Annotated in this window: 18 protein-coding genes and 1 pseudogene; 8 read left to right on the top strand and 11 right to left on the bottom strand. The window is 66.5% G+C overall.

The genetic code is table 11. The features are described from left to right. Positions 1-187 precede the first annotated feature (187 nt). The 4 genes from ASG77_RS19290 to ASG77_RS19275 all read left to right on the top strand — a co-directional run bounded on the left by ASG77_RS19290 (position 188) and on the right by ASG77_RS19275 (position 4,518). Positions 188-1,687 carry a CoA-acylating methylmalonate-semialdehyde dehydrogenase gene (locus ASG77_RS19290; RefSeq protein WP_056348738.1) on the top strand — a complete coding sequence of 500 codons (1,500 nt, stop codon included), beginning with the start codon at positions 188-190 and terminating at the stop codon, positions 1,685-1,687. Continuing rightward, the gene (locus ASG77_RS19285; protein ID WP_056348734.1) at positions 1,687-2,769 is read left to right on the top strand and encodes an enoyl-CoA hydratase/isomerase family protein; all 1,083 of its coding nucleotides are present in this window, start codon (positions 1,687-1,689) and stop codon (positions 2,767-2,769) included. The genes ASG77_RS19290 and ASG77_RS19285 overlap by 1 nt, the downstream gene beginning before the upstream one ends. Beyond that, a complete protein-coding gene (gene mmsB / locus ASG77_RS19280) occupies positions 2,762-3,676 on the top strand; it encodes a 3-hydroxyisobutyrate dehydrogenase (RefSeq protein ID WP_056348732.1) in 915 nt (304 codons plus the stop codon). The genes ASG77_RS19285 and mmsB overlap by 8 nt, the downstream gene beginning before the upstream one ends. A gap of 65 nt (positions 3,677-3,741) precedes the next feature. Continuing rightward, on the top strand, positions 3,742-4,518 hold the full coding sequence (locus ASG77_RS19275; protein WP_056348729.1) for an enoyl-CoA hydratase: 777 nt from the start codon (positions 3,742-3,744) through the stop codon (positions 4,516-4,518). Positions 4,519-4,595: 77 nt separating this feature from the next. Here the strand turns inward: ASG77_RS19275 and ASG77_RS19270 are convergent, their stop codons facing one another. Together ASG77_RS19270 and ASG77_RS19265 are read right to left on the bottom strand one after the other, a co-directional pair. After that, positions 4,596-5,102: a MarR family winged helix-turn-helix transcriptional regulator gene (locus ASG77_RS19270; protein WP_056348726.1), complete on the bottom strand. Its 507-nt coding sequence runs from the start codon at positions 5,100-5,102 to the stop codon at positions 4,596-4,598. Positions 5,103-5,104: 2 nt separating this feature from the next. Then, positions 5,105-6,832, bottom strand: a complete 1,728-nt coding sequence (locus ASG77_RS19265) for an AMP-binding protein (protein ID WP_056349025.1) — start codon at positions 6,830-6,832, stop codon at positions 5,105-5,107. Between the two features lie 163 nt (positions 6,833-6,995). Between ASG77_RS19265 and ASG77_RS19260 the strand changes: the two genes are divergently transcribed. After that, positions 6,996-8,129, top strand: coding sequence for an acyl-CoA dehydrogenase family protein (locus ASG77_RS19260; protein WP_082576163.1), 1,134 nt, complete (start codon positions 6,996-6,998; stop codon positions 8,127-8,129). Between the two features lie 78 nt (positions 8,130-8,207). Here ASG77_RS19260 and ASG77_RS19255 read toward each other — a convergent pair whose 3' ends face one another. The 3 genes from ASG77_RS19255 to ASG77_RS19245 form a co-directional block, all read right to left on the bottom strand. Continuing rightward, positions 8,208-8,411: a cold-shock protein gene (locus ASG77_RS19255; protein WP_013599688.1), complete on the bottom strand. Its 204-nt coding sequence runs from the start codon at positions 8,409-8,411 to the stop codon at positions 8,208-8,210. Between the two features lie 170 nt (positions 8,412-8,581). Then, positions 8,582-9,208, bottom strand: coding sequence for a response regulator (locus tag ASG77_RS19250; protein WP_056348720.1), 627 nt, complete (start codon positions 9,206-9,208; stop codon positions 8,582-8,584). Further along, on the bottom strand, positions 9,205-10,467 hold the full coding sequence (locus ASG77_RS19245; protein ID WP_082576158.1) for a sensor histidine kinase: 1,263 nt from the start codon (positions 10,465-10,467) through the stop codon (positions 9,205-9,207). Before ASG77_RS19245 ends, ASG77_RS19250 begins: the two co-directional genes overlap by 4 nt. A gap of 246 nt (positions 10,468-10,713) precedes the next feature. Here ASG77_RS19245 and ASG77_RS19240 point away from each other — a divergent pair, with 246 nt between their 5' ends. Next, positions 10,714-11,298: a GlcG/HbpS family heme-binding protein gene (locus ASG77_RS19240; RefSeq protein ID WP_056348717.1), complete on the top strand. Its 585-nt coding sequence runs from the start codon at positions 10,714-10,716 to the stop codon at positions 11,296-11,298. Between the two features lie 10 nt (positions 11,299-11,308). Further along, entirely contained in the window at positions 11,309-12,055 is a 747-nt protein-coding gene (locus tag ASG77_RS19235) for an ankyrin repeat domain-containing protein (protein ID WP_327019631.1), read from the top strand. A gap of 124 nt (positions 12,056-12,179) precedes the next feature. Here ASG77_RS19235 and ASG77_RS21575 read toward each other — a convergent pair. The 5 genes and pseudogenes from ASG77_RS21575 to ASG77_RS19215 all read right to left on the bottom strand — a co-directional run. Continuing rightward, a pseudogene (locus tag ASG77_RS21575) lies at positions 12,180-13,073 on the bottom strand (glycosyltransferase family 4 protein); the annotation flags it as partial. Positions 13,074-13,095: 22 nt separating this feature from the next. Then, positions 13,096-15,249 (bottom strand): amylo-alpha-1,6-glucosidase, encoded by a 2,154-nt coding sequence (locus tag ASG77_RS19230; RefSeq protein WP_056348714.1) that lies wholly within the window; start codon positions 15,247-15,249, stop codon positions 13,096-13,098. A gap of 243 nt (positions 15,250-15,492) precedes the next feature. After that, positions 15,493-16,689 carry an acetyl-CoA acetyltransferase gene (locus ASG77_RS19225; RefSeq protein ID WP_056348712.1) on the bottom strand — a complete coding sequence of 399 codons (1,197 nt, stop codon included), beginning with the start codon at positions 16,687-16,689 and terminating at the stop codon, positions 15,493-15,495. Then, positions 16,686-17,357 (bottom strand): CoA transferase subunit B, encoded by a 672-nt coding sequence (locus ASG77_RS19220; RefSeq protein ID WP_056348708.1) that lies wholly within the window; start codon positions 17,355-17,357, stop codon positions 16,686-16,688. Before ASG77_RS19220 ends, ASG77_RS19225 begins: the two co-directional genes overlap by 4 nt. Before the next feature lie 80 nt (positions 17,358-17,437). Beyond that, positions 17,438-18,157 (bottom strand): CoA transferase subunit A, encoded by a 720-nt coding sequence (locus ASG77_RS19215; RefSeq protein WP_056348705.1) that lies wholly within the window; start codon positions 18,155-18,157, stop codon positions 17,438-17,440. A 198-nt stretch (positions 18,158-18,355) separates the two neighbouring features. On the opposite strand from ASG77_RS19215, the gene ASG77_RS19210 reads away from it, so the two are divergent. Continuing rightward, a complete protein-coding gene (locus ASG77_RS19210) occupies positions 18,356-19,138 on the top strand; it encodes an IclR family transcriptional regulator (protein WP_056348703.1) in 783 nt (260 codons plus the stop codon). A 161-nt stretch (positions 19,139-19,299) separates the two neighbouring features. Here the strand turns inward: ASG77_RS19210 and nadE are convergent, their stop codons facing one another. Continuing rightward, the gene (gene nadE, locus ASG77_RS19205) at positions 19,300-20,121 is read right to left on the bottom strand and encodes an ammonia-dependent NAD(+) synthetase (protein WP_056348700.1); all 822 of its coding nucleotides are present in this window, start codon (positions 20,119-20,121) and stop codon (positions 19,300-19,302) included. Positions 20,122-20,211 lie beyond the last annotated feature (90 nt).

The raw sequence follows: 20,211 nt of genomic DNA, 5'->3' as shown, positions 1-20,211 counted from the left end.
GGGCACTATGGCGCAGACACGCCGTTGAATCGTACTGCGCCGCCCCGGATACGGGTCAAAGCGCCCCAGGACGGCGGCGCCCAAGCCGCTCGCGGCGGGAGGCCATGGCCCTCTGGAATTTAGTAGGAAGTCCGAGTATATTCGCTTGCAGAGATGACCTGGATCACATGCGAAGGAGCATTCCATCATGGTGCGCGAACTATCCCATTACGTAAACGGACAACGGGTGACAGGAACCTCCGGCCGCTTCAGTGACGTTTTTGACCCCTGCACGGGCCAAGTCCAGGCGCGCCTGCCCCTGGCCAGCGGCGAGGAGGTCCGGAACGTGGTGGCCGCCGCGGAGAAAGCACAGGTCCAGTGGGGCGCCATGAACCCGCAGCGCCGCGGCCGGATCCTGCTTAAGTTCGTTGACCTCGTCAACGAGAACATGGACGAACTCGCCACGCTGCTGTCCTCGGAACACGGGAAGACCTTCGCTGATTCCAAGGGCGATATCCAGCGCGGGATTGAAGTGGTGGAGTTCGCAGCCGGTGCCCCGCACCTGCTCAAAGGCGAATTCTCTGACGACGCCGGTGCGGGCATCGACGTCCACTCGCTGCGCCAGCCACTTGGAGTGGTCGCGGGCATCACCCCGTTCAACTTCCCGGCCATGATCCCCCTGTGGAAGTCGGGTCCGGCCCTCGCCGCCGGCAATGCCTTCATCCTCAAGCCCTCCGAACGTGACCCCTCGGTTCCGCTGCGGCTGGCCGAACTGTTCACCGAGGCCGGGTTGCCGGACGGGGTGTTCAACGTGGTCAACGGGGACAAGGTAGCCGTTGACGCGCTGCTCGAAGATCCCCGAGTGAAGGCCATCGGCTTCGTGGGTTCAACGCCCATCGCCCAGTACATCTACGCCACCGCGGCCGCCCACGGGAAGCGCGCCCAATGCTTCGGCGGGGCCAAAAACCACATGGTGATCATGCCGGACGCGGACCTGGACATGGCCGCCGACGCCCTGATCGGCGCCGGGTTCGGATCTGCCGGCGAGCGCTGCATGGCCATTTCCGTGGCAGTCCCGGTGGGGGAAAAGACCGCGGATGCGCTGGTGGCCAAGCTGGCCGAGCGCGTCAAGCATCTGCGGGTGGGCCACAGCCTGGACAAGGACTCGGACTTCGGGCCGGTGGTGGCGGCGAGTGCCAAGGAACGGATCGAGGGCTACATCCAGTCCGGCGTGGACGAGGGTGCCACCCTGCTGGCGGACGGGCGCGGCCTCACGGTGGAAGGCTACGGCGACGGCTTCTGGGTGGGACCCACGCTCTTCGACCACGTCACCAAGGACATGAAGATCTACCAGGAGGAAATCTTCGGACCCGTCCTCAGCGTGCTCCGCGCCGCCGATTACGACGAAGCTCTCCGGCTCTGCTCCGAACACGAATTCGGCAACGGCGTGGCCATCTTCACCCGCGACGGCGACGCCGCCCGGGACTTCGCCAGCCGGGTGGAGGTGGGCATGGTGGGCATCAACGTGCCCATTCCGGTTCCCATCGCCTATTACACGTTTGGCGGCTGGAAAGCGTCCGGCTTCGGCGACCTGAACCAGCACGGCGCCGACGCGTTCCGTTTCTACACCAAGACCAAAACGGTCACCACGCGCTGGCCGTCCGGGATCCGCCAGGGCGCCAGCTTCATCATGCCGGAAGGCAGCTGATGACGGAGGTTCTGTTCGAGAAGCGCGGCCACCTGGGCGTCATCACGCTCAACCGGCCCAAGGCAGTCAACGCCCTGAACGCCGGCATGGTGCACGCCATGCTGGCGCAGCTCACCGCCTGGGCGGAGGACGACGGCGTGGCCACCGTCCTGGTGCGCGGCGCCGGCGAGCGGGGCCTCTGCGCCGGGGGCGACATTGTGGCAATCTACCGGGACATCCTCGGCGGCGGGACGGAAACGGCTGACTTCTGGCAGAACGAATACCGGCTGAACTCCCTGATTGCCGCCTACCCCAAGCCCTATGTGGCCTTTATGGACGGCCTGGTGCTGGGCGGCGGCGTGGGAATCTCCGCGCACGGCTCGGTGCGGGTGGTCACCGAACGGACCCGGACGGGAATGCCGGAGACCACCATCGGCTTTGTGCCCGACGTCGGCGGGACCTGGCTGCTGGCCAGGTCACCCGGGGAGACCGGCACCCATGCCGCGCTGACCGGAGCCCACCTGACCGGGCCGGATGCGCTGTTCCTGGGCCTCGCGGACCACTTTGTCCCGTCGGGGAACCTGCCGGAGCTGGCGGCCGCGCTCGAACACGAAAGTGCGGAAGCCGCCGTCGTCCGCTTTGCCCGGAATCCGCCGCCCTCCGGGCTGGAGGCGCAGCGCAACTGGATCGATGCGGCCTACGCGAGCGATGACGTGGAGGACATTGTCCGGCGGCTGCGGACCGTGGGTGGGGCAACGGATGGCGCGCCGGGCGGGGAGCCTGGCGCCGACGCAACCGAGGCTGCCACCACCATCGAAGCGAAGTCGCCTACGGCTGTGAAGGTGACCCTGGAGTCCCTCCGCCGGGCCAAGGGACTGACGCTGGACGAAGCGCTGGCGCAGGAATACCGGGTAGGGCTTCGGTTCCTGGTTGCGCCGGACTTCCGCGAAGGGATCCGCGCGCAGGTGGTGGACAAGGACCGTACGCCGCAATGGAAGCCGGCCACGCTGCACGAGGTGCACGAGGCGGACGTAGAGCGGTTCTTCGCACCGCTGGGGGACCGGGAGCTCAACCTGCACACAAAGGAGCCGGACAATGCCTGAACAAACCACCGTCGCTTTCCTGGGCCTGGGCCACATGGGCGGGCCCATGGCAGTTAACCTGGTCCGTGCCGGCTACACCGTGGCGGGCTTCGACGTGGTCCCCGCCGCGCTGGAAGCCGCCCAAACACACGGCGTCCCCACGGTGGCCAGTCCGCTGGACGCCATCGCCGGTGCCGACGTGGTGCTGACAATGTTCCCCAGCGGACAGCATGTGCTGGACGCTTACCGCGGCGCGGACGGACAGCCGGGCCTCCTGGCCGAGGCCAAGCCGGGGACCATGTTCCTGGACTGCTCCACCATCAACGTTGACGAGGCACGGGAAGCCTCCGCGCTCGCCATTGCGGCCGGCCACCGTGCCGTGGATGCCCCGGTCTCGGGCGGTGTGGTGGGTGCGGAAGCCGGCACGCTGACCTTTATGGTGGGCGGCGAAACGGAGGACTTCGAGGCGGTCCGGCCGCTGCTCGAGGTGATGGGAAAACGGGTGGTCCACTGCGGCGGGCACGGCGGCGGCCAGGCCGCCAAGATCTGCAACAACCTCATTCTGGGGGTCTCCATGATCGCGGTCAGCGAAGCCTTTGTGCTGGGCGAGAAGCTGGGCTTGACGCACCAGGCGCTGTTCGACGTCGCCTCCAACGCCTCCGGACAATGCTGGGCCTTGACCACCAACTGCCCTGTTCCCGGACCGGTCCCCACCAGCCCCGCCAACCGCGACTACCAGCCGGGCTTCGCGGGGGCACTGATGGCGAAGGACCTGCGGCTGGCGCTGAATGCGCTGGAAAGTACCGGTGTGGCGGCCCGGCTGGGACCGCTCGCCTCGGAAATCTACGATACGTTTGCCGCTGAAGGCGGAGCCGGCCGGGACTTCTCCGGAATCATCACCGATATCCGCGACAAATCGCAGCACTAGCACCATTGGCAGCACTGGTAACTCTGCAGCACCGGCAACACGCGAAAACAGCTGAAAGGTCAGGCATGACGGAGTACACGAACATCCTGGTGGAACAGCGCGGCCGGGTAGGGCTGGTCACGCTCAACCGGCCGGAGGCGCTCAACGCCCTGGACAAGGCCACCATGGAGCAGCTCGTGGCAGCCGTCACCGCCATGGACACCGACCCCGGCCTGGGCGCTGTGGTGATTACCGGCTCGACCAAGGCATTCGCCGCGGGTGCAGACATCAAGGAAATGGCCTCGCAGGGCTACATGGACATGTACGCCGCAGACTGGTTCCGGGGCTGGGAGGACTTCACCCGGCTGCGGATCCCTGTCATCGCGGCCGTGTCCGGCTTCGCGCTGGGCGGCGGGTGCGAGCTGGCCATGATGTGCGATTTCATCATCGCCGGGGACAACGCCAAGTTCGGCCAGCCGGAGATCAACCTCGGCGTGCTGCCGGGCATGGGCGGCTCCCAGCGGCTCACGCGCGCCGTGGGCAAGGCCAAGGCCATGGACATGATCCTCACCGGGCGCTTCATCGGCGCCGAGGAGGCTGAACGCTCGGGACTCGTCTCGCGCGTGGTGCCCGCGGAGCATGTGGTGGAGGAGGCGCTCAAGGCAGCGGAGGTCATCGCGTCCAAGTCCAAGCCCGTGGCCATGCTCGCGAAGGAAGCCGTCAACGCGGCCTTTGAAACGGGACTCGCCCAGGGTGTCCTGTTCGAACGCCGGCTCTTCCACTCGCTCTTCGCCAGCGAGGACCAGAAGGAAGGCATGGCCGCCTTTACGGAAAAGCGGCAGCCCGAGTTCAACCACCGCTGACCCGCCGTATACCCATCGATTGCTCCGTAGACGCCGTTTTCAGTGCCCAAAACGGCGGTTACGGAGCAATCGATGGGTCAGTCGGTGAAGTCCCCGGCATTCCGGCGGAAAGTGCCCAGGATACGGATCAGCTGGTCCACATCGGCCGCGTCGAAACCTGACTGGCCAAAAACCTCGGTGTTGAGCACCGCCGTCGCCCGTTTGGCAACGATCCGCCCCTCCGCGGTGAGCTCGATCAGGGTGGTGCGGCCGTCCGTAGGGTGCGGCGAACGGGCCACCAGTCCCGAGCCTTCCAAACGGTCGACGGCGTTCGTCACCGAGGTGGGATGGACCTGGAGCAGGGCGCTCGCCTTGTTCATGGGCAGCGCGCCGCTGCGGGCGAAGCTGAGGAGCGCGAGCAGTTCGTAGCGGGCGAAGGTCAGCCCGAACGGCTTCAGGGCGCCCTCGATCCGGGCCAGCAGGATCTGCTGGGTGCGCATGACCGCCGTGATTGCGGCCATGGGAGCGGCGACGTCGGCCCAGCCGTGCTCCTCCCAGTTCCGTTGGGCGTCCGCGATGGGGTCCCGGGGCAGTGGCACGGCCATCCTCAGCCCTTCAGCCCCGGGAAATCCGCCTCGGAGTACTCCACTCCGAAGCCGTCGGGATGGGTGCCCCCGCCATGCCGGAGCTCCTCATTGTGCCGCAGCTCCACACGGCGGATTTTGCCCGAGATGGTCTTGGGCAGCGCCGCGAATTCCAGCCGCCGGATCCGTTTGAACGGTGCCAGGTGTTCGCGGCAGTAACGCAGGATGTCCTCGGCCAGCTCCGGCCCCGGCTCCAGTCCGGACACCAGCACAACATAGGCCTTGGGGACGGAAAGCTTGACCGCATCCGGCGACGGAACCACAGCCGCCTCGGCCACGGCGGGGTGTTCCAGCAGCACGCTCTCCAGTTCGAACGGCGAGAGCCGGTAGTCGGAGGATTTGAAGACGTCGTCGTCGCGGCCCACGTAGGTGATGACGCCGTGTTTGTCCCGGCTGGCCATGTCGCCCGTGTGGTAATAGCCGCCGCGGAACGCCTCGGCGGTCCGTTCCGCGTCCCCGTAGTAGCCCTTCATCAGCCCCACCGGCCGGGGGTCCAGGCGGAGGCACAGCTCGCCGTCTTCGGCTTCTTCCCCCGTGCTCGGATCCACCAGCACAACGTCGTAGCCGGGAAGCGGCCGCCCCATGGCGCCGATGGTGACCGGCTGGCTGGGCGTGTTGGCCACCTGGACGGTGGTTTCGGTCTGGCCGAAGCCGTCCCTGATGGTCTGGCCCCAGGCACGCTGGACCTGTTCGATCACTTCGGCGTTCAGCGGTTCGCCCGCGGAGACCACCTTGGTGGGCGGGGTCTTCAGCACTTTCAGGTCCGCCTGGATGAGCATCCGCCAGACCGTGGGCGGGGCGCAGAAGCTGGTGACGTGCTCGCGGTCCATCTGCTCCATCAGGGCGCGGGCGTCGAACCGCTCGTAGTTGTAGACAAATACGCACGCTTCAGCGATCCACGGGGCGAAGAAATTGGACCACGCGTGCTTGCCCCAGCCTGGCGATGCCACATTCAGGTGCACGTCGCCGGGTTCCAGGCCGATCCAGTACATAGTGGAGAGGTGCCCCACCGGGTACGACGTATGGGTGTGCTCCACCAGCTTGGCCTTCGACGTGGTTCCGGACGTGAAATACAGCAGCAGCGTCTCGTCCGCGTGGGTGGGGGCGTCGGCTGTGAAGGGGACTGTCGCCGTCGTCGAATCCGTGTACTGGAGGGCGCCGGGGGTGCCGGCTGAACCGCCGCCGGCGCCGATTTCGATGAGGCGGTAATCGCCGGGGACGCCGGCAAACTTACCGATGTTGGAACGTCCGACGGCGGCCCAGCCCGCCTCGCCGCGCTCCACGCGTTCGGCCAGGTCCTCCGGACCCATCAGGGTAGTGGTGGGGATCAGGACAATGCCCAGCTTGATGCCGGCCAGCATCAGCTCCCAGAGCTCCACCTGGTTGCCCAGCATAACGATCATGCGGTCGCCGCGGCGCATGCCCTGGCTTCTCAGCCAGTTGGCCACCTGATTGGAACGGGCGGCCAGGTCCGCGAAACTCCGGCGCGTTGCCGATCCGTCCTGCTCCACGATGACCAGGGCCGGATTGTCGGCCTTCTCAGGATCGGCGGCGATCTGATCGAACCAGTCGAGGGCAAAGTTGAATTCCGTGAAGCGCGGCCACACGAACTCGCGCCTGGCCTGGTGGTAGTCGGAATGCAGGGCCAGCAGGCGGTCGCGTGCCTCGCGGAAGTCATCGGTGACTGACATGGGGGACACCTTTCGTCCAGTGATGCGCATCACTAAGAATCCATCCCTGTGCAATATACTAGGACATCCAAGGGTTTGGAAGACCGAAGGGATATGAAGCGTGCAGCCACAAGGACGTGAGCGTGTTGTGACCGAAGCCCCGCCCTTTCCAGAGGCAGACCTGATGCATATCGTGGACCTCCTGCCCGCAGCGGAGCGCGAGCGCTACCTGGAGATCCGGGCGTTCCTGCAGTCCACGGTGCGGCAGGCCTCCATTGACTACTGGAACCGCGAGGAATTCCCGTTCGGGCTGCTGGCGGAGATGGGCAAGCACGGGCTTGGCACGTTGCAGACGGACGGCACGTCCAAGCTCTTCAAGGGCCTGATGTACGTCGAAGTGGCCAGGGCGGACGTTTCGCTGTCTGCCCTGGTGGGGATCCATAACGAACTGATCGTGGGGATGATCGATGCCCTCGGTTCCGAGGAACAGAAGCAGCGGTGGCTGCCTGGCCTGACGAACTTTACCCAGCTGGGCGCCTTCGCCCTGACCGAACCGGAGCACGGCTCGGACATCGCCGGCGGGCTGGAAACCTCCGCGCGGCTGGAGGGCGGCGAGTGGGTGATCAACGGCGCGAAGCGCTGGATCGGCTCCGGGACCATCGCGGACTTTGCCCTGGTGTGGGCGCGCGACGCTGCGGACGGGCACATCAAGGGCTTCATTGTGGAGACGGACCGCGCTGGCTACCGGGCAACCAAGATTGCCAACAAGATCGGCCTGCGGATCATGCAGAACGCGGACATCGTGCTGGACAACGTCAGGATTCCGGCGTCCAACATGCTGCCGGGCGCCACGGACTTCTCCAAAGCCAACGACCTCCTGCGGGATTCGCGCGCCTGGGTTGGCTGGCAAGGTGCCGGGATCCAGCTGGCCGCGTTCGACGTCGCCCGTTCCTACTCCCTGGAACGCAGACAATTCGGCAAGGAACTGGCATGCTTCCAGCTGGTCCAGCAACAACTGGCGGAGATCCTGGGCAACGCCTCCGCGTCACTGGCGCTGATGGCCCAGCTCGCCCGGATCCAGACGGACGGCAAGCTGGAGATGGCGCAAGCGGCCATGGCAAAGTCCACGTGCACCCGGCTGGCCCGCGCGTCGGTGGCGATGGGACGGTCGCTGCTGGGCGGCAACGGGATCAGCTCGGACTTTGAAATGGGCAAGCTGTTTGGTGATGCCGAAATCCTCTATACCTATGAGGGCAGCTACGAAATCAATTCGCTGATTGTTGGCCGGGCCGTTACCGGAAAATCGGCCTTCGTCTAGCAATTCACGGGAAAAGAACTTAAGAAAAAACTGCCCTGGCCATGCTTTGCAGCACGGTCAGGGCAGTTGATCAGAACCTTAGAGCGGGCGAATATTCTCTGCCTGCGGGCCCTTGGGACCCTGGGTCACATCGAATTCGACTTTCTGGTTCTCATCCAGCGAGCGGTAGCCGCTGCTGGCGATTGCGGAATAGTGCGCGAAAACATCGGCGGATCCGTCGTCCGGAGCGATGAAGCCAAAGCCCTTTTCAGCGTTGAACCATTTAACTGTGCCTGTTGCCATTGCTAACTTCCTTTGTAACCCTTTTCTGGTCCTGCTCGGACGGCAGGCAGACGCGGAGTCTGTAGTCCGCTGTCTCAAACCTAGGGGCTGCGCGGTGGGCGTGCAATAGCTGCAGTCATCAAGTGTCACCGCTGTTACAGAAGTGGTACGCGGGAATTGACCGCTGCGGGCTAGCGCATGCCCTCCCGGCGGATGGCCGTGGCGATCGCCGCGGCGCGGGTTTCCACCCCGAGCTTGGCGTAGATATGCGCCAGATGGGTCTTGACGGTGGCCTCGGAGATGAAGAGCCGCTGGCCCAGTTCCCGGTTGCTGAGCCCCTCGGTCAGGAGGCTCAGCAGCTCCGCCTCCCGGGGCGTCAGGACCTCGTCGGGATTGCGCAGCTGCTGGAAGAGCCGGGAGGCCACGGGGGCGCTCATGACGCTCTTCCCTTGCACGGCACCGCGGATGGCGGTGAAGATTTCGTCCGGGACGGCGTCCTTGAGGAGGTAGCCCATGGCGCCGGCGTCGACGGCCCGGACGATGTCCGCGTCGGAATCGTATGTGGTGAACACCAGGATGGCCTGCCGGCTGTTGCGCTGCCGCAGCTGCCTGATGGCCTCGATCCCGTCCATTCCGGCGCCCATGGCCAGGTCCATCACCACCACGGCCGGGGAAAGTTGTTCCACCAGCCCCAGCGCCTCCTCGCCGGAGGCGGCCTCGGCAACGACGTCAAAGTCAGGCTGCGTACCCAGCAGCGCCTTGAGTCCGCTCCGGACCACCAGGTGGTCGTCCACCAGGAGGACAGTGATGGCAGTCATGCGTCGTCCGGTGTCATCTGCTGGCCAGGTGGCGCTGACTGCACCCGGGCCGGCACCTGTGCGGCCACGATGGTCCCTTCGCCGGGGGAACTTTCCACCGAGAATACCCCGCCCAGCTGCTCAACCCGCTGGCGCATGGCCCGCAGCCCGTAGCCTCCGGAGTCCGACGGCGGTGCTGCCGCCGACGGGTCAAAGCCCGTCCCGTCGTCGTAGATGTCAAGGGTGACCGAGTCAGGAAGGAACCCCAGCGTCAGGGTTGTGGTGGTGGCGTTTGCGTGCTGCTGGATGTTCGCGGCCGCGCTCTGGACAACCCGCAGCAGGGCGTGCCGGACTTCCGCCGGGACGTCCCGCGGTTCGCCGGTGACCAGGAGCCGGGCGTGCCGGACGTACTGGGCGGCCGCCTGGTGCAGGGCTTCGGGAAGCGGCGATGCGTCGAGGCCCGGGGAGGCGAGCTCGTGGACCAGATTGCGCGTCTCGGAGAGGTTCCGGCGCAGCAGTTCCGTAGCCTGGTTGAGCTCCTGGCGCGATGCCTGGCCTGGCCACGAACGGTCAGCGGCCTCCAGGAGCAGCAGGCTGCTGGCCAGGCCCTGCGTCACGGTGTCGTGGATCTCCCGCGATACGCGCTCGCGTTCGGCGATGGTGCCGGCCAGGCGCTCGCTGGCCGCCAGCTGCCCGTGTGCCAGCGTTACCTCCGCATGGAGACGGCGCTGCTCCGCGGCGTCGTGCTCGATCCGGTCATAGATCAGCGTAAGCATCACGCCGACGGCGAGCGGCCCCAGCAGCATCGCGAGGTCCGTCCCGTCGCTGAGCCGGAACAGCCCGACGGCGGTGGCGGCCGCCGTCGCGCCTGCCGCCACGTAACCCACGGCGCCCTTAAAGGCCGTCCGGCACAGGAAGAGGATCGCAAAAGAACACCAGGCGAAGCTGGGTGCGGCGATAACCAGCGCTGCCCAGACGGCCACAAACACGAGCATCCAGACCGCCCAAGGGCGTCTCTGCCGGGCCAGTACGCCGATGACGGCATACAGGGCGCACACCGCTCCTGCCAGGCCGAGGACCAGCAGGTTGTCCTGCAGGCTGTGCCGCATGGCATAGCGGACGGCCGAAGCGACGAGCAGGACAGCGAAGCCAAGGTGGACGGCGGTGTCGATCCGGCCGAACCGGCCAGGGGAGCCGGCCGGTCCACGAGGCTGGGCGCGTCCGGTGGTCAGCGAAGATCCGTCGGTCAGGGTTTTATGGGGAGTGGCTGGGGAGGGCATGGGGTCCGGTTCAGGTCAGGGGCGTTCCTATCCCATGCTATTGCCCGCGCCGTTGCTGGTCTCTCCGCCTTTTGGCTGATGCTGCTGGCCATCCGGGGGAGCGGGGCGCAGCCAAAGGCCCGATGTTTGTTCCGGCGGGGCCGGACAGGATGGATGGAGCCGATGCCCGTTCCAAGGGATTCCGCCAGCGGGAGTCCAGCAACGTGCGTCCATCAACGTGAGTCCATCAACCCAAGGAGAAACACCGTGAAGAAGTCCAACAGGATTGCCGCCGCTGCTGCTGCCGCAGGAGCTTTGCTGCTGACGGGAGGGCTGACCGCTGCAGCCAACGCCGGGACCAGCCAGGCGGCCGCTCCCGCAGCGGTACCCGCCGTCGATATCCCGCAGGCGCCGCAGACCGTGGTGGCGCAGAACCGCATCACCGTGGGCGCCTCCTCAGACGCCGTCAGCGCAGCCCTTGCGAAATGCCAGGCTGACAAGCTGCCGTTCGTCACGGTGGCCCTGGTGGACAGGTTCGGCACCGTCCAGGCGCTCCTGCGCGGGGACAACGCCGCCGAGCACACGATCGAAGCAGCCCAGCAGAAGGCCTACACCGCGGCCGCTTTCGGCGCACCGACGAGCGAGCTGGCCAAGCGCGTCAACGGCAACGGGCCCAGCATCGCGGACCTCCCCGGCACCCTGTTCCTGCCCGGCGGCGTCCCGCTCAAGGTCAATGGTGTGTCCGTGGCAGGCATCGGCGTGGGCGGTGCCCCCGACGGCAACCTGGACGAAGCCTGCGCCATCGCCGGCGTCGAGGCCATCGCCGCTGCAGCTGCCGGCTCAGCCAAGTAGGCTCGGCTCCATGAGGCGGTTCAGGACCTGGCGCCGGGCACACAGGGCGGCCGCAATTCTCTTTCTGGTGGGCGGTGTATCAGCTTGCCTGGCCGCCTGCCAGACGGGTCCCGGCGAGCCGCAACGGCAGGAGTCGCCGCCGTCGTCCGTCCTGGTCAGCCCCGGCAGCCAGCCCCCGTCCGGACCGTCAGCTTCGCCGGGTACGTCCCCGCCTGCTTCCACCGCAACGGCAGCCACCAAACCACCAGCCCTGTCCGCCGAGGCCCAGACCCGGCTCGACCAGGAGCTTATCGCCGCCGCGAAGGCCAACAATGTGGCGCTGGTTGGTGAGCTGGTCGGCCGCGGCGCCAACGTGAACGCCAAGGACGCCATCCAGGATTCCGCGTTCCTCTATGCCGGGGCCGAGGGATTCAACGAGGTGCTCCAGCTGACGCTGGCGGCCGGCGCGGACGTTTCCAGCACCAACCGCTATGGCGGGACGGCACTGATTCCCGCCAGCGAACACGGCCATGTGGAGACCGTGCGCATCCTCCTGGCCGCTGGAGTGCCCGTGAACCATGTGAACAACCTGGGGTGGACTGCCATGCAGGAGGCCATCCTGCTCAACAACGGCGGCCTCAGGCAACAGGACGTGGTCCGGCAGCTCCTCGACGCCGGTGCGGACCCGGGCATCCGGGATCCTCAAGGCCGCACGGCGCTGGAGAATGCGGAGCGGCTGGGCTTCGGCGAGATCGCTGCCCTGATCCGTGCCCGCTGACCCAGGGCTCAAGCACGTCCTCGAACAACTCCACGTATTTCCGCGTCATCGCCTCCGCGCTGAATCGGGTTTCGACGGCGGACCGGCAGTCATGCCGGTCCAGGCCGGACGCACGCTGCAGGCAGCTGGCCAGTTCATCCGTACTCGCGGCGAGGAAACCGGTGACTCCGTGCTCGATGATTTCCGGTGCAGAGCCCCGCGGAGTGGCCAGAACGGGGGTGCCGGCGGCCAGCGCCTCGATCATGACCATTCCAAAGGGTTCGTCCCACTGCACAGGGTTGAGCAGCGCGACGGCATTGCCCAGCAGGGCGAACTTTCCGTCGGCGTCCAGTTCTCCGAGGAACTCTTCATCAGGCCCGAGCAAGGGAGCGACCACGGAGCGGAAATAGTCCACTTCCATCGGGTCGCTCATTTTTGCGGCGATCTTGAGCTGGATTCCCGCTCTGCGGGCCACGCCTATGGCCTCAGCGATGCCTTTGCACGGCGCCATTCGGCCCAGAAAACACGCGTAGCCGCCGGCTCCGGCACCGGGTGGGACAGTGGCGGGGTCGATGCCGTGGTGGATGACCCGTCGGATTTTCACGTCCGGGGCGCTGTTGGCCTGGTGCTGCGAGATGGCCACCAGTGACACGTCCCGGCTGAAGGCTTCATAGACCCGGCACAGCGCCGGCGTCATGTCCGAATGAATGGTGCTGACCACTGGAATCCCGGGTGGGCGGTGCCGGTACAACGGACCCGCCAGGGTGTGGTCATGGATGATATCGACGTCGTCCAGTCCGGCGTAAGCCCTGATCACGTGCGGCAGCTCTGAGCTTGTGCTGCCCATGGCGGCACGCTCCGCCGGGGCGAAGCCGTCCAGCAGTTCGACCGGGCAGGTGCTGTCCGCCGCGGCCGCCAGCACCACGCTGTGCCCGGCCGCCGCCAGCGTGGTGGCCAGCGCGTCGATGACCGCCTCCGTTCCGCCGTAGCCTAGGGGCGGGACGGGGAGCCATGGCGGAGCTATCAGTCCTATCCGCAAGATGCGCGCTCCTGCTCGGGGTTTAGCCTGTCTTGTCCAGCTTCTCGGCGAGCTCAACCAGATCGGCAAGGGGGGGACGTGTCCCGCGGTGGAACGTCATGCCCGGCGGGAGCCCATCGATCGTGGCCTGGCTGCCGGTCACGTCGATGGTGATCCGGCCGTCGCCTATGGGGCAGTTGGTGATGTGGACCCGGCCCCAGGACTCCGGCAGCACCGGGTCCATCCACATGCCGTTCATGGAGACGTGGGGGTCATACCGCAGCAGTGTGCGCAGCAGATGCACCGGGGTTGTGGCAGCCCAGGCCTGGGGTGAGCAAGCTGTCGGGTAAGGCACCGGTTCCGGGAAATCGACGCGGTCAAATCCGCAGAACAATTCAGGCAAGCGGTGGTCCGTGAAATCCGCCGCCTCAATAAGCCCGAGGGCAACCCGCCGGGCCTCGTCCACAAATCCGTACCTCATCAGGCCCGTAGCAATCATCGCGTTGTCATGCGGCCACACGGATCCGTTGTGGTAGCTCGCAGGGTTGTAGGCGCCCATATCCGTGGCCAGAGTGCGGATCCCCCAGCCGCTGAACATTTCCGGCGACATCAGCCGGGCCGCCACCAGTGGCGCCTTGTCGGCGTCGATTATCCCGTTCCACAGGCAGTGCCCCATGTTGGAGGCGCAGGCATCCACAGGTCTCTTGTCCCGGTCCAGTGCGATGGCGTAGTAGCCTCTGGCCGGCAGCCAGAACTGTTCGTTGAACTGCTTCTTAAGCCGCGCCGCGCGTTCCCGCAGCTCCCGCGCCAAGGCCAGGTCCCCGGCGTCGTACGCCATCCACGCCCGGGCGATATAGGCGCCGTAAACGTAACCCTGCACTTCGCAGAGGGCAATCGGCGGTTCTGCCATGCGGCCGTCCGCGAAATTTACGCCGTCCCAGGAATCCTTCCATCCCTGGTTGATCAGCCCCTGGTCGTTAAGCCGCTGATACTCCACAAAGCCGTCGCCGTCGCGATCGCCGTAATCCCTGATCCAGTCCAGCGCCCTGTCCGCGTTGGGCAGCAGCGCGGCCACCTGGTCCGAGGCGAGGCCCCAGCGGCTGACTTCGCCGAGCAGTGTGACGAACAACGGCGTGGCATCGGCGGTGCCGTAGTAGGTGGATTTGCCGCCAAGTGCCAGGCCAGTGCTGACGCCCAGCCGGACCTCATGGAGGATCCGGCCGGGCTGCTCTTCGGTCAGCGCGTCCACCGCGTTGCCCTGCCTTTCGGCCAGCGTCTGCAGGGTGTCCAAGGCCAGGGACGGGTCCACGGGCAGCGCCATGTAGGACGAGAGAAGCGAATCGCGGCCGAAGAGGGCCATGAACCATGGGGCACCCGCCGCAATGACGGTCCGGTCGGGATGCAGCGGGTCCTCGATCTGGAGGGCGCCGATGTCATCATGGCTGCGCTGCATGGTGCGGGCAAACGACACGTTGCTGATGTGCGGCGTGGGGATCTTCCGGATCCACTCCTGGCGCCGTATTTCCGCAGGCGACGTGCCGGTTTCCTGGCGCTGGAAGGGTGCAGGCGTTTCGGCTGCATCCAGTAGTGGCGACACCGTGACTTTCGTGCGCCACTGGCCGTGGGGCGGCACCACGGTGCGGTAGCCCAGGCCTTCGTGACTGAAAGTCGCGTCGGGAGCCTGCAGGACAACCCCCTTATGCATTCCCCGCCAGACGCCCTTGATGGTGAGGGAGTCGTCTTCCAGGTGCCGGGACTGGTCCCAGTGCCGGATGATCCGGGCGTCCTTCACCTCAAAGAGGTCCGCGAAGTCCGCGTCCATCGCCAGTTCCACCACGCACACGGCAGGCTCGCGGGAATGGTTCCGGACGGTGATCTCCTCTTGGATGCCCGAGCCCACCTCGCGGTTTCGTTCCACGATCAAAGGGCTGTCCGCATTGCCGGCCGCCCGGGCCGGACGGCCGATGAATACGGCCCGGTAGGGTTCGAGGGCACGGGCGGCCAGCGGCTCCAAAGTCACATCATTGACCGTCAGTCTCCAGCGGGAGACGATGCGGGTGTCCTCATTGAACACGCCATGGGGGCGGTCGGAGTACATGTCGCCGGCAAGACCTGAAATGCAGAAGTTCGAGCCATCCACAAGTGTCACCGTGGCCCCCAGGGGGCCAGCCGCGGTGTCAGCATTCCATCCAGCCATCCCTGGCTCCTTTGACGCTCATCCTGTAAGCAACGCTGCGGGGCCCGTTCCTGTGGATCCCGCGGTGGATCAGAAGGGCTGCCGCCGCGGATCAATCAGTCGTGGGATCTTCGTCCTCGTCGGCTCCAACGGAGCCTGATGGGCAACAAATCTGTGATGGCCGACCTCCATCAGGAGCACGTTGGTTCTATGACCCTACGCTTGTGGTTCTGTGGACGCTAGGTGCGGAACCACCACGTAGCCCTAGACCGCTTCGAGGACGCTGACGTAGTTGGCGATGCCCACGCCGCCCATGTTCTGCACCGCGGCCCTGCTCGGGTTGGCGAGCTGCATGTCGCCGGCGGTCCCGGTGAGCTGCATGGCGGCGATGACGTGCTGGGATACCCCGGTGGCGCCGACGGGATGCCCTTTGGCCTTGAGCCCGCCGGAGACGTTGATGGGCAGCTTCCCGTCCTTGAAGACCCAGCCTTCCTGCACAGCGCGGGCGCCCTGGCCCGGTTCGGTCAGGCCCATGGCCTCGTACATCAGCAGTTCGGCGATGGTGAAGCAGTCATGGACTTCGGCGAAGTCCAGGTCTTCAAGCCCGACGCCGGCCATCCCCAGCGCACGCTGCCAGGACATGCGCGTGGCGGCGAAGGCGGTGGGGTCCCGGAATTCGGCCGGGAAGAAGTCGTTTGCCTGGCCGAAGCCGGCGAGCCGCACCGGCGCGGTGGCCCCGCCGGTTGGCGACGTGCTGAGCACAACGGCAGCGGCGCCGTCGGACACGGGGGAGCAGTCGGTGCGGCGCAGCGGATCGGCCACCATGGGGTTCTTGTCCGAGACGGTGCGACAGAACTCCTCGCCGAGGTCCTTGCGGAGCTGGGCGTAGGGGTTGTCCACGCCGTTGCGGTGGTTCTTGGCCGCGATGGAGCCCAGCACGTCGCCCAGCTGTCCGTCGCCGCGACCGTAGCGCTTGTCGTAGTGCTTGGCGACGTCGGCGAAGAGTCCGGTGAAGCCGGTGGTGGACGTCTGGCCGGCCATGTCGTAGTCGGCGCCCAGCAGGGCGGCCCCCACAACGTCGGCGCCGGCGTGGGTCATCTTCTCGGCACCGATCACCAGGACGGTTTTCGCGGTGCCGGCAAGCAGCGACTTGGTGCCCTGCTGGAACGCCGCCGMCCCGGAGGCGCAGGCGTTCTCGACGCGGGTGGCCGGGACGTTGGCCAGGTCCGGTGAGACCTGCAGCGCCAGGGACGACGGGAAGGCCAGCGGCATCATGCCGGAGTTGAATTGGCCCAGGTAGATCTCGTCGATCTGGCCGGGCTCGATCCCGGCGTTGCTGATGGCCTCGGTGGCCACCTGGACGATCAGGGACTCGAGGGTCTCGTCGGTGAGCTTGCCGAACCGGCTGTGACCCCAGCCGGTGAGCAGGACATCCTTGCCGAACTGTTCCTTGAGGCTCATGCTGCCACTCCCGCGGTTTCAAGCTGGACGTCGAATGCGGCTTCGGTCTTTTCGCGGATTTCCTCCACGGTGACCCCCGGCGCAAGTCGGGTCAGCCTCAGCTGCCGCCCGCCGTCGTCCGATTTCACGATGTCAAAAACCGCCAGGTCACTGATGATCCGGTCCACGCAACGCAGGCCGGTGAGCGGCAGGGTGCACTCGGTGACGATCTTTGCCGTGCCGTCCTTGGCGTTGTGCTCGGTCAGGACCACCACGCGCGGGGTGCCGGCCACGAGGTCCATGGCGCCGCCCATGCCCTTGACCATTTTGCCGGGGATGGTCCAGTTGGCGAGGTCGCCGTTGCCGGCGACCTGCATGGCGCCCAGGATGGCGACCTTGACGTGGCCGCCGCGGATCATGCCAAACGATGTGGCGGAGTCGAAGATGCTGCCGCCGGGCAGCACCGTGACGGTCTGCTTGCCGGCGTTGATGAGGTCGGCGTCTTCGTCGCCCTCATAGGGGAACGGGCCCATGCCGAGCAGGCCGTTTTCGCTCTGCAGGACCACGCGGACGCCGTCGGGCAGGTTGTTGGCCACCAGTGTGGGGATGCCGATACCCAGGTTCACGTAGTCGCCGTCGTTCAGTTCCTCGGCCGCGATGGCAGCCATTTCGTCCCTGGTCCAGGCCATGGGGTTCTCCTTGGGGTTCAAAGTCTGTGGGGGCTTAGTGTTCGTTCGCGCTGCGGGGTGGGGCGTGTGGGGACAGCCGTTCAGGCGGGGACTGTTGCCGCTTCCCGGGTGCGGACGGTGCGCTGTTCGATGTCCTTCACCCGGCCGCTCGCCTGGATCAGGTGCTGGACGTACACGCCCGGGGTGGCGATGTGGTTCGGATCCAGTGCGCCCGGCTCCACGATGACTTCAGCTTCGGCGATGGTCACCAGGCCTGCCGTGGCCACCACGGGGTTGAAGTTCCGGGCCGTGAAGCGGTAGATCAGGTTCCCGTCAGTGTCCGCGGTGTGCGCGTGGACCAGCGCGACGTCGGCGCGGATGGCGCGCTCCTGGACGTACGTTTCGCCGTCGAACTCTGCCAGGGGTTTGCCTTCGGCAACAAGGGTTCCCACGCCGGTCTTGGTGTAGAAGGCGGGGATGCCGGCGCCGCCGGCGCGGAGGCGCTCGGCCAGGGTGCCCTGCGGGGTGAACTCCACCTCGAGCAGGCCCGCGAGGTACTGCTCGGCGAAGAGTTTGTTCTCGCCCACATACGATGCGATCACCTTGCGGACCTGGCCGGCTTCGATCAGCACCCCCAGACCTTTCCCGTCCACGCCCATGTTGTTGGACACCACGGTCAGATCACGCACGCCGGAATCACGCACGGCCCCGATGAGGTCCGCCGGGATGCCGCTCAGGCCAAAACCGCCGACGGCGAGCGTCATGCCGTCCCGGAGCACTTCCGCCAGGGTAGCGGCGGCGTTGGATTTCAGTTTGGACATTCCGTCTCCTCATCATCGAGCGTGCAGAGCCATTCGGGGTATCCACTTTGTGGACATAGGGCCTGAAGAAGGAGCCTAGGGCGCTCGCGAACGCTGGTCAACGGCGCAATCCTGCCCGCAAGGCAGATATTTCACAGCGTGGACGGTAGGCTGACGTTGTCCACATTGTGGAGGATTTTTTGAGAATTGGCGGTCTGAATGGCAAATCCGGTCCAAGGGGCGCAGGTGGTGGGCCGGGTGGCGTCACTGCTCCGGCTTGTCGGCCGGAAGCCCGAGGGCAGCTCGATTTCCGGCCTGGTCCGGGAGTCGGGGCTGACGCGCCCCACCGTCCACCGGCTCCTGGCCTCCCTTGCCGCGGAGGGCCTCCTGGACCACGATGCCCGCAGCGGAAACTGGATCCTGGGCCCGGAGATCTTCCTGCTCGGATCAGTGGCGGCGGCCCGCTTCCCGTTTGAGGACCTGGCGCGGCCAAGCCTGCGCCGGCTGGCGGAGGAGACCGGCGAGAGCGCGTTCTATTCCATCCGCAGGGGCCAGGAGACGGTCTGCGTGCTGCGGGAAGAGGGCAGCTTCCCGGTACGCTCCTTCGTGCTGCACGAGGGAGTCCGTTTTCCGCTGGGTGTGGCCTCGGCCGGGACCGCCATCATGGCGTTCCTCCCGGATGAGGAGCAGGACGCCATCCTGTCCGGCTGGGACCAGCATGCCGGCGGTTTTGCGGCAGGCCACGGCCTGGACGTGGTCCGCCGGAATCTGGAACGGACCCGGTTGCATGGCTTTGCGGTGAATCCCGGTCTGGTGCTTGAGGGCAGCTGGGGAATGGGGGCCGCCGTGTTCGATCAGCTGGGCAGGCCGGTCGGCGCGCTTTCACTCACCGGCATCGAGCCCCGGTTCCGGCCGGAGCGGCAGGAGTTCCTGGGCAAACTGCTGATGGAGGAAGCCCACCGGATCAGCTCCACACTGAGCTCAACACTGACGGGCCGCTGAGTCCACGGTCGTCGTCGCCTGAACTGCTCGACGGCGTGTGTGGCTGACCCGTTGTGGGGCACTTTGACACGCACACGCCGTATTCCGGGCGGGATCGGTCCGGACAGGGTTCAAAGTGCCCCGGTTCGGCTGACAGCCCGACCGGGCCTACGTCGGCTCAGCTATTTCCACCAGGTATCAAAAATGGTGACCGGCACGGTGCGCTTGTGGCGTGTGCGGAGGTACTTCTCTTCGATCAGCTCGGCCGCCGCTTCGGGGATCTCCCGGCCTTCGAGGTAATCATCGATCTGGTCGTACGTGATTCCCAGTTCGTCCTCGTCGGTGCGTCCGGGCCTGCCGTCCAGGAGGTCCGCGGTGGGTACTTTTTCCCAGACGCGCGCAGGGGCGCCCAGTTCGGCCAGCAGTTCACGGTTCTGGCGTTTGTTGAGGCCGAACAGGGGCAGGATGTCCGCGCCGCCGTCGCCGAATTTCGTGAAGAACCCGGTGACGGACTCTGCGCCGTGGTCGGTGCCGATCACCAGGTAGTTGTGCTCCCCGGCCAGCGCGTACTGGGCGATCATCCGGGTGCGGGCCTTGGTGTTGCCCTTGTGGAAATCGGAGATGCCGTTCCCCACCGTTTTCTCGAATTCGTCCTCGAAGCCATCCACGGCGGCGGAGATGTTGAAGGTCCATTCCGTCTTGGCCTGGATGAAGTCCAGGGCAGCCTGGGCGTCGTCCTCGTCGTGCTGGACGCCGTACGGCAGGCGGACCGCCACGAAGTTGGCCTCCACACCTTCGGCCTCAAGCTCCTCCACGGCCAGCTGGGCCAGCCTGCCGGCGAGCGATGAGTCCAGCCCGCCCGAGATGCCCAGGACAAAGCCCCTGGCGTGGGTTGCCCGGAGGTAATCCTTCAGGAAATCCACCCGCTTTCGCACCTCCCCGAGGGGGTCGATCCGGGGCTGCACGCCCATTTCTTCGATGATGGTGGCCTGGAGTTCGCGCATGTGATCCAGCCTAGTCAGCCCTGTCAACAACGCTCAACTGTGTCCACCCGAACCACCCACGTGTCCACCCGCGAACGGACACTTGGGGCC

This window comes from Arthrobacter sp. Soil762, assembly GCF_001428335.1.
GTDB lineage: Bacteria > Actinomycetota > Actinomycetes > Actinomycetales > Micrococcaceae > Arthrobacter.
This window is presented reverse-complemented; position numbering and strand designations above follow the sequence as displayed.

Coding starts and splice junctions, on each gene's coding strand:
- ASG77_RS19290 (WP_056348738.1), top strand. CDS start 188: ATGGTGCGCGAACTATCCCATTACGTAAACGGACAACGGGTGACAGGA.
- ASG77_RS19285 (WP_056348734.1), top strand. CDS start 1,687: ATGACGGAGGTTCTGTTCGAGAAGCGCGGCCACCTGGGCGTCATCACG.
- mmsB (WP_056348732.1), top strand. CDS start 2,762: ATGCCTGAACAAACCACCGTCGCTTTCCTGGGCCTGGGCCACATGGGC.
- ASG77_RS19275 (WP_056348729.1), top strand. CDS start 3,742: ATGACGGAGTACACGAACATCCTGGTGGAACAGCGCGGCCGGGTAGGG.
- ASG77_RS19270 (WP_056348726.1), bottom strand. CDS start 5,102: ATGGCCGTGCCACTGCCCCGGGACCCCATCGCGGACGCCCAACGGAAC.
- ASG77_RS19265 (WP_056349025.1), bottom strand. CDS start 6,832: ATGTCAGTCACCGATGACTTCCGCGAGGCACGCGACCGCCTGCTGGCC.
- ASG77_RS19260 (WP_082576163.1), top strand. CDS start 6,996: ATGCATATCGTGGACCTCCTGCCCGCAGCGGAGCGCGAGCGCTACCTG.
- ASG77_RS19255 (WP_013599688.1), bottom strand. CDS start 8,411: ATGGCAACAGGCACAGTTAAATGGTTCAACGCTGAAAAGGGCTTTGGC.
- ASG77_RS19250 (WP_056348720.1), bottom strand. CDS start 9,208: ATGACTGCCATCACTGTCCTCCTGGTGGACGACCACCTGGTGGTCCGG.
- ASG77_RS19245 (WP_082576158.1), bottom strand. CDS start 10,467: ATGCCCTCCCCAGCCACTCCCCATAAAACCCTGACCGACGGATCTTCG.
- ASG77_RS19235 (WP_327019631.1), top strand. CDS start 11,309: ATGAGGCGGTTCAGGACCTGGCGCCGGGCACACAGGGCGGCCGCAATT.
- ASG77_RS19230 (WP_056348714.1), bottom strand. CDS start 15,249: ATGGCTGGATGGAATGCTGACACCGCGGCTGGCCCCCTGGGGGCCACG.
- ASG77_RS19220 (WP_056348708.1), bottom strand. CDS start 17,357: ATGGCCTGGACCAGGGACGAAATGGCTGCCATCGCGGCCGAGGAACTG.
- ASG77_RS19215 (WP_056348705.1), bottom strand. CDS start 18,157: ATGTCCAAACTGAAATCCAACGCCGCCGCTACCCTGGCGGAAGTGCTC.
- ASG77_RS19210 (WP_056348703.1), top strand. CDS start 18,356: ATGGCAAATCCGGTCCAAGGGGCGCAGGTGGTGGGCCGGGTGGCGTCA.
- nadE (WP_056348700.1), bottom strand. CDS start 20,121: ATGCGCGAACTCCAGGCCACCATCATCGAAGAAATGGGCGTGCAGCCC.